General features: G+C 70.3%; 10 protein-coding genes and 1 pseudogene. 6 read left to right on the plus strand and 5 right to left on the minus strand.

Annotation, left to right across the window (positions count from 1 at the left end):
* The first annotated feature begins 49 nt into the window (after window positions 1-49).
* Window positions 50-2,023 (plus strand): copper resistance protein CopC, encoded by a 1,974-nt coding sequence (locus E0500_RS23335; protein WP_258572904.1) that lies wholly within the window; start codon window positions 50-52, stop codon window positions 2,021-2,023.
* 159 nt (window positions 2,024-2,182) lie between these two features.
* Here the strand turns inward: E0500_RS23335 and E0500_RS23340 are convergent, their stop codons facing one another.
* The gene (locus E0500_RS23340) at window positions 2,183-2,641 is read right to left on the minus strand and encodes a hypothetical protein (RefSeq protein WP_258572906.1); all 459 of its coding nucleotides are present in this window, start codon (window positions 2,639-2,641) and stop codon (window positions 2,183-2,185) included.
* Between the two features lie 522 nt (window positions 2,642-3,163).
* Between E0500_RS23340 and E0500_RS23345 the strand changes: the two genes are divergently transcribed.
* Window positions 3,164-4,048 carry a cation diffusion facilitator family transporter gene (locus tag E0500_RS23345; RefSeq protein WP_309505124.1) on the plus strand — a complete coding sequence of 295 codons (885 nt, stop codon included), beginning with the start codon at window positions 3,164-3,166 and terminating at the stop codon, window positions 4,046-4,048.
* A gap of 29 nt (window positions 4,049-4,077) precedes the next feature.
* Here E0500_RS23345 and E0500_RS44075 read toward each other — a convergent pair.
* Both E0500_RS44075 and E0500_RS23350 read right to left on the minus strand, forming a co-directional pair.
* Window positions 4,078-4,281: pseudogene (locus E0500_RS44075) on the minus strand (arsenic resistance protein); the annotation flags it as partial.
* Between the two features lie 493 nt (window positions 4,282-4,774).
* Window positions 4,775-5,626, minus strand: coding sequence for an NmrA/HSCARG family protein (locus E0500_RS23350; RefSeq protein WP_131559211.1), 852 nt, complete (start codon window positions 5,624-5,626; stop codon window positions 4,775-4,777).
* Between the two features lie 241 nt (window positions 5,627-5,867).
* On the opposite strand from E0500_RS23350, the gene E0500_RS23355 reads away from it, so the two are divergent.
* Together E0500_RS23355 and E0500_RS23360 are read left to right on the plus strand one after the other, a co-directional pair.
* Entirely contained in the window at window positions 5,868-6,965 is a 1,098-nt protein-coding gene (locus tag E0500_RS23355) for an LLM class flavin-dependent oxidoreductase (RefSeq protein WP_131559209.1), read from the plus strand.
* Window positions 6,962-7,576 (plus strand): FMN reductase, encoded by a 615-nt coding sequence (locus E0500_RS23360; RefSeq protein WP_131559207.1) that lies wholly within the window; start codon window positions 6,962-6,964, stop codon window positions 7,574-7,576. The genes E0500_RS23355 and E0500_RS23360 overlap by 4 nt, the downstream gene beginning before the upstream one ends.
* A 358-nt stretch (window positions 7,577-7,934) precedes the next feature.
* On the opposite strand, the gene E0500_RS23365 is transcribed toward E0500_RS23360, so the two are convergent.
* Window positions 7,935-8,474, minus strand: a complete 540-nt coding sequence (locus E0500_RS23365) for a Dps family protein (protein WP_131559205.1) — start codon at window positions 8,472-8,474, stop codon at window positions 7,935-7,937.
* A 309-nt stretch (window positions 8,475-8,783) separates the two neighbouring features.
* Here E0500_RS23365 and E0500_RS23370 point away from each other — a divergent pair, with 309 nt between their 5' ends.
* Together E0500_RS23370 and E0500_RS23375 are read left to right on the plus strand one after the other, a co-directional pair.
* Window positions 8,784-9,755, plus strand: a complete 972-nt coding sequence (locus tag E0500_RS23370) for an alpha/beta hydrolase (protein WP_131559203.1) — start codon at window positions 8,784-8,786, stop codon at window positions 9,753-9,755.
* Window positions 9,756-9,776: 21 nt separating this feature from the next.
* On the plus strand, window positions 9,777-10,496 hold the full coding sequence (locus E0500_RS23375) for an alpha/beta fold hydrolase (protein ID WP_131559201.1): 720 nt from the start codon (window positions 9,777-9,779) through the stop codon (window positions 10,494-10,496).
* 278 nt (window positions 10,497-10,774) lie between these two features.
* Here E0500_RS23375 and E0500_RS23380 read toward each other — a convergent pair whose 3' ends face one another.
* Window positions 10,775-13,264 carry a SpoIIE family protein phosphatase gene (locus E0500_RS23380; protein WP_165934855.1) on the minus strand — a complete coding sequence of 830 codons (2,490 nt, stop codon included), beginning with the start codon at window positions 13,262-13,264 and terminating at the stop codon, window positions 10,775-10,777.
* Window positions 13,265-13,430: the final 166 nt, after the last annotated feature.

The following is a 13,430-nucleotide window of genomic DNA, read 5'->3' on the forward strand; positions in this document are numbered from 1 at the left end:
CATGCACACGGCATCGTGCCGGACCAGGAAACCGCTGACCGTCATAGTCTTGGTCAGCACGGTGCTCGCCTTCCTCCTCAGCGGCGCCGGACCCGCCTCCGCCCACGCCACCCTGACCAGGTCCGAACCGGCCGACGTCTCGATCCTCAAGGCGGCCCCGAGGCAGATCACGCTCGCCTTCAGCGAAAGCGTCAGCCTCTCCAACGGCTCGCTGCGCGTACTCTCCCCGAAGAACGAGCGGGTCGACCGGGGTACGGTCACACACGCGGGCGGGAAGGCGGACACCGCCCGCGTGATGCTGAGCGGCGCGCTGCCCGAGGGCACCTACACGGTGTCCTGGCGGGTTGTCTCCGCGGACAGCCACTCGATCACCGGCGCGTTCACGTTCTCCATCGGTGAACCATCCGCCACCTCCGCCGTCGCCGCGCCGTCGGCGGCGACCCCGGACGACACCGCTGCCTCCCGCCTTTACGACGCCTTCCGCTACATCGCGTACGGCGGTCTTGCCCTGCTTATCGGCGTCGCCCTGTTCATGCTCGTGTGCTGGCCCGCCGGCTCGGGTCTGCGTCCCCTGCGCAGGCTGCTGCTCGCCGGGTGGACGGCGCTGTTCGCCTCCACGGTTGTCCTGCTGCTGCTCCGCGGTCCGTACGAGACCGGCCGGGGGCTCACCGCCGTGTCCGACCTGTCGCTCCTGGGCCAGACCATCACCGGCAGGAGCGGGCTGGCCCTGGGGGCACGGCTGTTGCTGCTCGCCGTGGTGGGAATCCTCGGATGGCGATTTGCGACGCGGCTGGGCGGCAGGCCCGACGGGACACGCCAAGGCTCGGCCGCTGACGCCGCTGACGCCGCTGCACCGACACACACGTCGTCCGGCTCCTGTGCCGACGCAGATGATCCGCCTGCGGTGGAATGGCAGTTCGGGACAAGGGCGTACGGGGTGGGCGTGCTGTTCGCCGTGGCCCTGGCCCTCACCTGGGCGTTGGCCGAGCACGCCGCCACGGGTATCCAGGTCCCGCTGGCGATCCTCGTCGCCGTGCTGCACTTGCTCGCCATGGCGGTGTGGCTGGGTGGCCTGCTCGCGTTGGCCGTCGCCCTGTTCCGGGCACCCGTCGGCACGGTGATCCCGGCAGCGGCGGTCGCGCGCTTCTCCCGGCTGGCGTTCACCGCGGTCGTCGTCCTGGTCGCCACCGGCCTCTACCAGTCCTGGCGTCAGATCGGCTCCATGGAGGCACTGGCCACCACCGAGTACGGCAGGCTCCTCACCATCAAGGTCGCCGCCGTGATCCTCGTGGTGACCGCGGCGGCGTTCTCCCGCCAGTGGGCCGCACAACTCGGCCACCGGCCGCCATCTTCGGAAACCCTCCCGGCGACTGTTGGTCAGCGCGCCCGCGTGGCGCAGACCGTTGGTGCGGGTGCCTCCTCCGGCGGCGACGCGTTCGAGGACACGGACAGCGCCGGGCCGCCGGCTCCTCGCGCCCCGGCCGACAGCCCCGCCGCCTCGGACGCCTCGTCCGAGTCCGACCGCCACCGGCGCGGCCTGCGCCGATCGGTCGCCGCCGAGGCCGTCCTCGGTGTGGTGGTCCTGGCGATCACCACGCTGCTCACGGGCACCCAGCCCAGCCGCGCCGCTGTCCAGAGCGCGGCCGTAACCGCCGCGGCCCAGGAGCCAACCGCGCGGGTGGTGACGGTCCCGTTCGATGTCGGTATCCCGAACGGCCAGGGCAAAGCGCAGATCACCTTCTCACCGGGGCGCGTCGGCGACAACACCGTGGAGGTCCTGGTGTACGGACCCGACGGAGGCGTCGCCACGGTCCCCGAAATCCGCCTCACCCTCACCCAGCGCGCCCAGCGGATCGGCCCACTGGACGCGAAACTCGCCAACCAAGGGGGCTACTGGGCCGCCGACCGCCTGCGGCTTCCCGTCCCCGGTACCTGGACCGTGCAGGTCACCGTGCGCACCTCCGACATCGACCAGGTCACCGTCTCCAAGAACGTGAACATCAGGCCGCTGCCGAAATACTGACCGGCTACGCGTGTGCCGTGCCGCGACCGGCGGCTGCAGAGCCCGGCGGTGGTGGTCACGGTCCCCTTCGACGTAGGCACACCGAACGGCAGCGGCAAGGTAGTGAGCGGAGTGAGAGATCTGATCGGAGCCCGCCGGGCGGCCCTCGCCTCGCACTCGTCAGGGCAGGCAGGGACCGCCGATCGGCATCGGCCGGAAAAGGGCGATGAGGCCGCGCTCGTGGCGCGGCGGCGTCCTGCCTTCGTGCAGCCGTACCAGCAGCGCCGACCGCGGCGGCGAGGTCCGCTCCCGGACGGTCGGCTGCGGCCCGGTGCGCTTGGCGGGGCTGATCAGCGACCCGACGAACAGCAGTACTCGCCGTACGGCTGACAGCAGCGGCCGGCTCTGCCACAGCAGCCGCTCCGTGCCGCCCAGAAGTCGGGCGGCGAGCAGCACGGTGACCAGGTGCCCGGCCGTCACGACCTCGGTCGGCACCTCGAAGACCGCTTCATGCTCGGCAAGTTCGGCAAGCCACGACAGCCCGCCGCAGCCGTCGGCGCCCGAGCCTGCGGCACAGGCTCCGGGCAGCGAGTACACGGCGTGGTGGGCCAACTGGGCCGCCACCAGCACGCCGAGCACCCGTGTGTCGTGAGCCGCCGACGCGTCAGGACGGCCGCACCCGGCACGGCCACCGCGGCCATCACCCCACCGCGGGGTATGGACTTGGGCCAGCACACGCCCGGCCAGGGCAGCAGCACACACCGCACCGCCGGCGCGCCCGCCCGCACCCGCGCAGCACGCCGCCTGCCGGTGAGCCGGCGCCGGGCAGGCCGAGTGGTCGCATGGGTCGGACCGTCGGTCGGGGCTCACGTCCGTCGCGCGGTCGGATCAGGGATGGGGCACGGTGCTTCCCGCATGCCTTCGGCGGCGCACCCACCCGTCCGCATCGGGTTCGTGTCCGGGTGGTCGCCCACCCCACCCCTCTCGCACCGCCTTGGCATTTGCCCAGGTCAGAGCCCTGTTAACGGACATGACAACGGTCACCGATGCAGCCTTTGCCCCTTTGATCCCCCCTGTGCTTCCCTTCCAGGGACGGACACCGGAAGCAGGGGAGGACGCGCGGTCATGGGCGGCGGACACAGTCACGGGCACAGTCATTCAGTGGGCAGCAACGCGGCGGGCAGGTACCGGTGGCGACTGGCGGTGTCGTTCGCTCTGGTCGGCTCCTTCTTCGTGGTCGAGCTGGTCTACGGGCTGCTGTCGGGCTCGCTCGCGCTGCTCTCGGATGCCGGGCACATGGCCGCCGACGTGGTGGCCCTCGGCGCGGCGCTGGTGGCCACCCGGATCGCCACCCGGCCCGACACCACCGGCCGGCGTACCTACGGCTCCTACCGTGCGGAGGTGTTCGCCTCCCTGCTGTCGGTGCTGCTCATGCTCGGCGTGTCGGTCTACGTGGTCGTCGAGGCCATCGGCCGTATAGGCAGCACCGCGGAGGTTTCCTCCGGCCCCATGCTCGTCGTGGGGGCGCTCGGCCTGGCCGTCAACGTGGCCGCTCTGCTTCTGCTGCGCTCCGGTGCCTCCGAAAGCCTGAACGTCAAGGGTGCCTACCTGGAAGTGGTGGCCGACACGGCCGGCTCGGTCGGTGTGATCCTGGCGGGCTGGCTGGTGGCCGCCACCGGCCAGCCGCTCTGGGACACCCTGGTAGCCCTCGCCATCGGCGCGTTCGTCGCCGTCCGCGCCGTCGCGCTGGGCCGTGAGGTCTTTGCGGTCCTGGGCCAGCACGCACCGGCCGGCATGAGCCCGGCCACCGTCGCCGACGACCTTGCCACCGTCGACGGCGTCAAGGACGTGCACGACCTGCATCTGTGGACGCTGACCTCGGGCATGAACGTTGCCACCGCCCACCTGGTCACCGCCGACCGCGCCGACGGCCACACCGTTCTCGACCAGGCCCGCGACCTGCTGCGCGACCGCCACGGCGTCGCCCACGCCACCCTGCAGGTCGAGCCCGCCGACCACACCGGCTGCGACCGCGTCGGCTGGTAGAGGAGTGGGGCAGGGGCAGTCACCGACCGGCGACTCCACAACCCGATGCCGATCACCTCGACCAGGGTCCGGGTGACCACGACGACGGAGGCGGCGACGGCCAGGTCGTCGGGCAGGGCGAGGGCGAGCGGCAGGACGACGAGGGAGTTGCGGGTGACTCCGGTGAAGACGATCGCGTGGCCGGCCGGGGCGTCCAAGTGGAAACTGTGGGCCACGGCCTTGCCGACGAACGCCGTGCCCGGCCGGGCGGCGCGCGGTTCGTCGGAGACGGTCATGTCCACGGCGCCGAACGTCCGGGACAGGGCCTCGCACCAGTACGTGCGCCTTCGGTTCGTCGGCACCGAATCCGTGGTGCAAAGAGTGGCCGAGGGGGCGGCTTCGAGCAGCGGTGAATCCGGCGACATGATCTCCGTACTTCCGGCGGGTGTGCTTTCCGGACACGGTGCCGGCCGGGCCTTGGCCGGCGCATCGCGTGGATGCGTGAGATCAGAGGTGCGGGACCGGGACGGGAAGTGCGCGGCGAGACGTAGGGCCCTACGAGCCGGATCATGTGCCGGTCTTCTCGGAACGTCGACAGCATGCTCAGGACGTCGGCGGCATGAGGGCACAGGCGAGTGAGGCGAGGGTGTCGCGCAGAGCCAGCCGCAGCGGCTGGCGCACAGGACGCGAACACAGCCATGCCGGTACCGCTTCGGCATGTGCCGAGGCGGTACCGGCATGGCTGCCTCAACGGGCCCCTGCGAAGGTGACGCGCACCCAGTCGGCGAAGCTGCTCCAGCGGACCTCCGGGTGAGCGGCGTGCAGTGAGGGCACGTCGACGCGATAGCCGGGGCCGTTCAGAAACGTCCACATCGCGTGCATGTCAGGGTTGCCGATCGCTGACAGCGGCACTCGCTCATGGCGGACTTCGCGTCCCAGCGTCGCGCTGAGCGCGGCCGCCATCTGCTGGGGAGTGGGCGCGTCACCGGCCAGCTCGACACGCTGCCCGAGGTAGGGAGCGGGGTTCAACAGGACCTCCGCCGCGAACGCACCCAGGTCGCGGCGGGCAAGCTGCTGCAACGGCCGGTCGGGCGGCAGCGGCAGATCGAGAACGCCGCCGAGGATGCGCTCCGCTCCGCCGAGCGCGTTGTCGAAGAAATACGTCGGCCCCAGAATCGTGTAAGGCACATCGCCGGAAGTCAGCTCGGCCTCGATGCGTGCCTTGCTGTCGAAATGCGGTACCCCGCTCTTCTGGTCGGCTCCGGCGACCGAGCTGAACACGAGATGCGGCACGCCCGCCTCCCGCGCGGCAGCCAGGATCGCTCGTCCCTGGACCACCTCCGCCTCCACGCCGGCCTCGAAGGGAGTGGTGAGCGCGAAGACGCCCGCCACCCCGGTCATCGCAGCGGCGAGCGACCTGCGATCGGTCAAGGAGCCCGCCACCAGTTCGGCACCCTGGCCGGAGAGTTCCCGCGCCGCCGGCCGCTCGGGGTCGCGCACCAGCGCGCGTACCCGTGCCCGGCGACCCAGCAGCGCCTCGGTCACAGCTCTGCCCTGTCCTCCGGTTGCCGCAAGCACCAAGATCGTCTCATCGACCATCGAAGAGTTCCCTTCGTCGTGGGCCGACCGAGGCCGGTTCCGCTGTTCCCGACCGTAGGCACGTGACGGCCCGGCGAATTGCCTCGTGGCGCACAGCTCCGTGTCTGAGAGTGCCGAGTTCCGCATCAACACGAGGAGGGCGCTGGAGGGCTCGTTCCGGTGCACGCACAGTCATGGCGACCGCTCGTCCGGCGCCTACCGTTCCCTACCTCTCATACGAATGCAGGAAGAAGAGGGACCCATGCAGTTCGGCATCTTCACGGTCGGTGATGTGACGACCGATCCGACCACCGGACGTACTCCGTCGGAGCACGAACGCATCAATGCGATGGTCACCATCGCGCTCAAGGCGGAGGAGGTCGGGCTGGACGTCTTCGCGACCGGGGAGCACCACAACCCACCGTTCGTACCGTCGTCCCCGACCACGATGCTCGGCTACATCGCAGCCCGTACCAAGAGGCTGATCCTGTCCACCGCCACGACGTTGATCACCACCAACGACCCGGTGAAGATAGCCGAGGACTATGCGATGCTCCAGCACCTGGCCGACGGCCGGGTCGACCTGATGCTGGGCCGTGGCAACACCGGACCGGTCTACCCGTGGTTCGGGCAGGACATCCGGCAGGGACTCGACCTGGCCAAGGAGAACTACGCGCTGCTGCGCCGTCTGTGGCGCGAGGACGTCGTCAACTGGGAGGGGAAGTTCCGGACATCCCTGCAGGGGTTCACGTCAACGCCTCGTCCCTTGCACGGCGTACCGCCGTTCGTCTGGCACGGCTCCATCCGGTCCCCGGAGATCGCCGACCAGGCGGCCTTCTACGGCGACGGCTTCTTCCACAACAACATCTTCTGGCCGGCCGAGCACACGAGGCGGATGGTCCAGCTGTACCGGCGGCGGTACGCCCACTACGGTCACGGCCGGCCGGAGGAGGCCGTCGTCGGTCTCGGCGGGCAGGTCTTCATGCGGAAGAACTCGCAGGACGCCGTTCGCGAGTTCCGCCCCTACTTCGACAACGCGCCCGTCTACGGGCACGGGCCGTCACTGGAGGACTTCACCGAGCAGACCCCTTTGACGGTGGGTTCTCCCCAGCAGGTCATCGAGCGGACGCTGTCGTTCCGCGAGAGCGTCGGCGACTACCAGAGGCAGCTGTTCCTGATGGACCACGCGGGCCTGCCCCTGAAGACCGTTCTGGAGCAGATCGACATGCTCGGCGAAGAGGTCGTACCCGTACTGCGCAAGGAGTTCGCGAACGGTCGCCCGGCCGACGTGCCGGACGCGCCGACACACGCGGCGCTGGTCGCGGCCGCGGAGTCCTCGAAGGGAGTGACCACCGCATGAAGCTGGTCGCCGTGTCCGCAGGGCTGAGCACTCCGTCCTCCACACGTCTGCTCGCGGACCGTCTCGCCTCGTCGGTCCATGGCGCACTCGTCGCGCACGGGCACGAGGTGGAGATCCACGTCATCGAGTTGCGGGAACTGGCCGTCGCCATCGCCAACAATCTCGTGACCGGATTCCCGCCGCCGCAACTGGCCGCGGCGATCGACACGGTGACGGCTGCGAGCGGTCTGATCACCGTGACACCGGTGTTCACCGCCTCGTACAGCGGGCTGTTCAAGTCCTTCTTCGACCTGATCGATCCCGAAGCCCTCTCCGGCAAACCGGTCCTGATCGCGGCGACGGGAGGCACGGCCCGCCACTCCCTGGTCCTGGAGCATGCCCTGCGCCCGCTCTTCGCCTACCTGCGCGCCACCGTCGTTCCCACCGCGGTGTACGCGGCGTCCGAGGACTGGGGATCCGGCGGCGACGCCTACACCGGGGGCTTGCCCGCCCGCATGGAGCGGGCGGGGGCCGAACTCGCCGTCCTCATGGCCGCCCGCCCGGCCGACGAGGTGCCCGAGGACGACGTCACCGTGCTGGAACGGCAGCTCTCCGACCTGCGCTTCGACTGAGGCCTGCGCTTCGACTGAGGCCGGCCCCGAGGGGCCACACGTGCCTGCGCAAGAGCACCGCAGACGCTGTGGGACGCCGCACGGAGTCCCGCCGGGCCGGACAGGTGACCCGTGCCGCGGCCGACGCCCGCGGCACGGAGAGCCCGGCGGGACCTCCCCGCGAGCACTGCCGAGGCGATCAGGACCAACAGGCAGCGTCCGGCTTGGATTCGAGGGCGCGGACCGTGCCGCAGACGGCTGACGGGATCACATGCAGACTCCTTGCCGCAGCTGTGAACCCGCCCGCGTCCGCCCGGCGGACGCGTCCGGCTGTCGCTTCGGTGCCCTGACCGTTCACGGCACCGGCTGCTCCCTCGCGTCAGGCGCGCACCAGGGGAGTGTCGACCAGGTGCTCTGCCACGAACCATGCCTGGAGCTCCCCGGTGCGGATCACCTGTGAGACCAGCAGGTCGTTGGTACCGTCATCGCCCAGCTCGGCGGTCCGGGCGGCCGCGTCGTGAGCCTGCGACAGAATGGTCTCGTGGGCTTCCAGCAGCCGCGAGAGCATGGCTGGGACTTCCTCGACCCCGTCCGGCGGCCGCGGAATCGACGTGATCTCGGCGATGTGCCGGGGGTCGCCCACTGCGACGCCGCCCAGTGTCTGGACCCGCTCGGCGATCGTGTCGACGAGTTCCAGTTGCTGCTCCGCGTGCTTGTCCAGGAGCAGGTGCAGCTGGTAGAAGGTCGCGCCACGCATGATCCAGTGGTGCTTCTTGTAGAGGCCGTAGAGGATCTGAGTGTCCGCGAGGACCTTGTTCAACCGCTGGCAGGAGTACATGCGCGCGTCGTAGGACAGGCCGAGGGGGAACTGCTTGACCGTCCCGAACTCCTGGATCAGCGCGCCCTTTTGATGCAGCAACCGGCTGACTGTGGTGCTCGGGCTTGGAACTGGTGGTCATCGCGCGCCTCCGGTGGGTGCTGTGCTGTGCGTATGTGAGCGAGGCTAGGAGCGGAACCTGCGGACGCGTTGCCCAGGAACGCATGCGGTGGCGCCTGTGAGCGCACCGCTCTCAGTGCACTGCGAGGACGCCCGTGGTGCGCTCACGGGCAATCGACGCTCGTGCGGCGCGCTTACCGTGAAGAGCAGCGGTACCGGTGTGCTCAGCGCAACGGTCCATGTCGTTCGCCGGAAGGACCGGCGTCCCCCCATGAAATCCAGGAGATTCGCATGTCTGATGCCACTGGGCCTGTGCAGCCGGTGCTGGAGCCCGCGGCAGCCGCGTTCGCGGAGGCGACCGCCAACCCGCCGTATCTCTTCGACCTGCCCCCGGCCGAAGGGCGCAAGGCCGTCGACGAGGTGCAGTCCGGGGAGATCGAGAAGCCGGCGGTCGACGAGGAGTGGATCACGGTTCCGGGCGGTCCGACGGGGAGCGTCCGGGCGCGTATCGTCAAGCCCCTCGGAGCCGAGGCTCCCCTGCCGGTGATCGTCTACATTCACGGCGCGGGCTGGGTGTTCGGCAACGCGCACACCCACGACCGTCTGGTGCGGGAACTCGCCGTCGGCGCGAACGCCGCGGTCGTGTTCCCCGAGTACGACCTGTCGCCCGAGGCCCGCTACCCGGTCGCCATCGAGCAGAACTACACGGTCGCGCGGTGGGTCGTGGAGCAGGGTTCGGCCAAGGGGCTCGACGGCTCGCGGCTGGCCGTGGCCGGGGACTCCGTCGGTGGCAACATGACCGCCGCGCTGACCCTGATGGCCAAGGAGCGCGGCGACGTTCCCCTGGTCCAGCAGGTGCTGTTCTACCCGGTCACCGACGCGAACTTCGACACCGGCTCCTACCACCAGTTCGCCACCGGCTACTTCCTGCGCCGGGACGGCATGCAGTGGTTCTGGGACCAGTACACGACCGACGAGGCCGAGCGCGCCCAGATCACCGCGTCGCCGCTGCGCGCCACTACCGAGCAGCTCAGGGACCTGCCCCCGGCCCTGGTCATCACGGGTGAGGCGGACGTGCTGCGGGACGAGGGCGAGGCGTACGCCAACAAGCTCCGCGAGGCGGGTGTACCGGTCACCGCCGTGCGCTTCCAGGGCATCATCCACGACTTCGTGATGCTCAACGCCCTGCGCGAGACCCACGCCGCCGAAGCCGCCATCACCATGGCCGTCCAGACCCTGCACGCGGCCCTGCACACCGCCTGAACCCGAGGAGACACCGCAGACATGACCACCTCCACGCCCACGGTCGTTCTCGTCCACGGCGCGTTCGCCGACGCGGCCAGCTGGTCCGGGGTCGTCGCCGAGCTGCAGAGCCACGGCATTCCCGTGATCGCGCCGCCGAACCCGCTCCGTGGCCTGGCGTCCGACGCCGCGTACATCGCCTCCGTGGCCTCCCAGATCGACGGTCCCGTCGTACTGGTCGGCCACTCCTACGGCGGTGCGCTCATCACCGTGGCGGGTACCACTGAGAACGTCGTCGGGCTCGTCTACGTGGCCGCCTACGTCCCCGAAGAGGGAGAGAGCCTGGGCGAGTTGCAGGGACGCTTCCCCGCTTCGCCACTGGGGAGCAACCTCAAGCAGTGGACGTACCCCGTCGCGGACGGTGACCGGGCGGTCGAGGTCACCATCGCCGAGGGTGCCTTCCCGTCGGTCTTCGCCGCCGACGTACCCGCGGAGGTCACGAAGGTCCTCGCGGCGGCGCAGCGGCCGCTCGCCGTGGCGGCCTTCGAGGAGACGGCCACCGCCGCCGCCTGGAAGTCCAAGCCGTCCTGGGCCCTGGTGGCCGACGCCGACCAGGCCATCAACCCGGAGGTGCAGCGCTTCGCCGCCAAGCGGGCCGGGGCGACCGTCGTCGAGGTCGAGGGCGCGTCCCACGCCGTCGCCGTCTCCCGCCCCAAGGAGGTTGCCGACCTGATCCGCGAAGCGGTACGCGCGACGAGCTGACCCGGCGGCACGGAAGGCCGCGCGGACCACTTCCCGCACCGCGTCCGCGCGGCCAGGCCACCGTGCCATCCTGAGCACCACGAGCCGCGGGCAGCACCGCGAGCAGACCGGCAAGCGCGATCCTCGCGCTTGCCGCCGAGGAGTTCGACGGCGTCAGCCGCAACACCATGGCCGACTACAAGCAGGGGATGCGCCGCCTGCTGCGCCTGCCGGCCACTCGGCCAGGGCGGACTCCGGCATCCCCCTCAGATCTCGCAGGGGTGACAGTTCGGTGGCTGTCACTGCCATTGCCCCGAAGTGGGCAGCGCCTGCTCGCACCAGATGGTCTTGCCGGCCGTGCTGTGCCGGGTGCCCCATCGCTGGGTGAGCTGGGCGACCAGGAGCAGGCCGCGCCCTCCCTCGTCGAAGCCACGGGCCCGCCGCATGTGGGGTGCCGTGTCGCTGCCGTCGGAGACCTCACAGATCAGGGAGGTGTCGCGGATGAGGCGTAGCTGGATCGGGGGCCTGCCATAGCGGATGGCGTTGGTCACCAGCTCGCTGACGACCAGCTCCGTGACGAAGGAGGATTCCTCCAGCCGCCATACCCCCAGCTGCTCGGTGGTCAGGGTCCGGGCGTGTGCGACGCACTCCGGGTCGGCGGGGATGTCCCAGGAGACGACCTGCTCGGACGACAGCGCACGCGTCCGGGCGAGCAGCAGGGTGACATCGTCGGACGGAGGGGTCGTGAGCAGGGCGTCCATGACGGCACCGCAGGCGGCGTCCAGCGAGTCCGCCGACTGTGCGGTCGACGCGAGCATGTGGCGAAGCCGGTCCAGTCCGTGGTCGAGGTCGAGCTCCCGGGAGTGCACCAGGCCGTCGCTGTACAGGGCCAGGGTGCTGCCCGGCGCCAGTTCCAGTTCGGTGGTCTCGAAGGGCAGGCCGCCCACACCGAGCGGAGGGCCGGCATGTCCGGTCACAGCCGTCACTTTGCCGTCCGGAGCGAGGACGAACGGCTGTGGATGGCCGGCGCTGGCGAGGGAGCAGCGCCGGGAGACCGGATCGTAGACCGCGTAGAGGCAGGTCGCGCCCAGTTCCCCGGTCGCCGCTTCGTCGGCCCCCGGGAGGTGCATGACCAGGTCGTCCAGCTGGGTGAGGAGCTCGTCGGGAGGCAGGTCGACGTCGGCCAGGGTGCGCACCGCCGTGCGCAGTCGTCCCATGGCGGCGGAGGCATGAACCCCGTGCCCCACGATGTCTCCGACCACCAGAGCGACCCGCGTTCCGGACAGCGGGATCACATCGAGCCAGTCTCCTCCCACCCCGGCCTGCGTGGTCGTGGGCAGATAGCGGTAGGCGATCTCCACGGCGGGCTGTTCGGGCAGGTGCTGCGGCAGCAGACTGCGTTGCAGGGTCAGCGCGGTCTCGCGCTCACGGGTGTAGCGACGGGCGTTGTCGATGGCGACGGCGGTCTTGAGAGCCAGCTCCTCGGCATCGGCGACGTCTTCCTTCTCGAACGGCTTGCTCTCACGGAAACGCCAGAAGGCGACCGTTCCCATGACCATGCCCTGCTCGGTCAGCGGAACGATGATCAGCGAGTTCATGCCGTAGTCGAGAAGTTCCCCCGCATCCTCCGGGTGAGCGGCCTGCCATGCGGTGGAGGCACGCAGTTCGGCCACGAACAGTGCGGTCGCCCCGGAGCGGCGGGCCGGCGGGAGCGGCAATGTCGACGGGATCAGTGCGCCGACGGGATCCAGTGGGTCGTCGTCGCGGACGCCCTCCCTGGCCACGCGTTGCAGAGGCGTGCTGCCGGCAGGAGTCGGTTCCTCACCCCGCAGGACGGACACGGCGAGGTCGACGGTGGCGAAGTCGGCGAACCTCGGCACGGACACTCCCACCAGTTCCCGGGCCGTCTGCGCCATGTTGAGGCTGGTGCCCACGGCCATGCCGGCGTCGTAGAGGAGCCTGAGCCTCCGGTGAGCCTCCCGTGCCTGCTCAAGACTGCTTTCGAGGGAGCCGGCCATGGTGTTGAAGGCCGTTTCCAGCTGCCCGATCTCCCGCGCGCCGGTGCGCGGCATACGAGCGGTCAGGTCGCCCTCGGCAAGTCTGCTGGCCAGGTGGGCCGCCCTGCGGACCGGCCAGACGATCACTCGCGTCACATACCCGGAGTACGCGGCGATGAGCAGCACCGACGCCCCGATGCCGACCGCGGCCGCGATGCCTGCGCGCTGGGCGTCCGAGTCGGTGGTGGCTTCGCGGGCCTCGACGGTGGCGCCCTCGGCGGTGGTGTAGCGGTCGAACAGGCCCCGCAGCGCGTCGATGCGGCGCTTGCCGTCCAGGGTCACCGCCACACTGCTCGCCCGCGGATCACCTCGCTGTGCCATGGTGACCACGGGAATCGAGTAATCACGGATGTAGGACACGCCGCCCCGGGCGATCTGCTGGGCCAGCGTGCGCTGGGCGGGGGAGGTGCTGATGCGCACGAGTTCCTGTGCCTGGGGAGGGAAGTGGCCTTGGGCGACCTTCCACGGCCGGAGGAACTGAGCCTGCCGGGTGATGACGAAGCCGCGCTGGTACGTCTCGACATCGAGGATGAGGTTGTCGACCAGCCTTGCCTGATTCTCCGCCGCCACGGAATGCCGTTCCGCCAGATTGGCCTGCCGCATGTTGCCGACCGACCAGAACAGCACACCAAAGGCCACCCCGACCACCACGGTGAGCAGGACACCCGCCAGAGCCGTCAGGGCGACAAGACTCCGCCGCCCTGCCCTGCCGCGCCGGCCTCCAGCCGTCATACGTGCCCCGCGCTCCGCCGCCGTCCGGCAGCAGCCATACGAACACGGACTCACTGCAATGGTACGTGGCCTCTGGTCATCTTCGGCGGTATCGCCGGGCGACGCGGAAGCCCAGGTGGTTACGGCTTGGCGATCAGGACGCCGTCCGTCCTGACCTAGCTGTACG

Source organism: Streptomyces sp. KM273126, assembly GCF_004337435.2.
Classification (GTDB): Bacteria; Actinomycetota; Actinomycetes; order Streptomycetales; family Streptomycetaceae; genus Streptomyces; species Streptomyces acidicola.

What these genes read in the sequence shown, in the direction of transcription:
- E0500_RS23350 (WP_131559211.1), bottom strand. Translation starts at nt 5,626, where the DNA reads ATGGTCGATGAGACGATCTTGGTGCTTGCGGCAACCGGAGGACAGGGC.
- E0500_RS23355 (WP_131559209.1), top strand. Translation starts at nt 5,868, where the DNA reads ATGCAGTTCGGCATCTTCACGGTCGGTGATGTGACGACCGATCCGACC.
- E0500_RS23360 (WP_131559207.1), top strand. Translation starts at nt 6,962, where the DNA reads ATGAAGCTGGTCGCCGTGTCCGCAGGGCTGAGCACTCCGTCCTCCACA.
- E0500_RS23370 (WP_131559203.1), top strand. Translation starts at nt 8,784, where the DNA reads ATGTCTGATGCCACTGGGCCTGTGCAGCCGGTGCTGGAGCCCGCGGCA.
- E0500_RS23375 (WP_131559201.1), top strand. Translation starts at nt 9,777, where the DNA reads ATGACCACCTCCACGCCCACGGTCGTTCTCGTCCACGGCGCGTTCGCC.
- E0500_RS23380 (WP_165934855.1), bottom strand. Translation starts at nt 13,264, where the DNA reads ATGACGGCTGGAGGCCGGCGCGGCAGGGCAGGGCGGCGGAGTCTTGTC.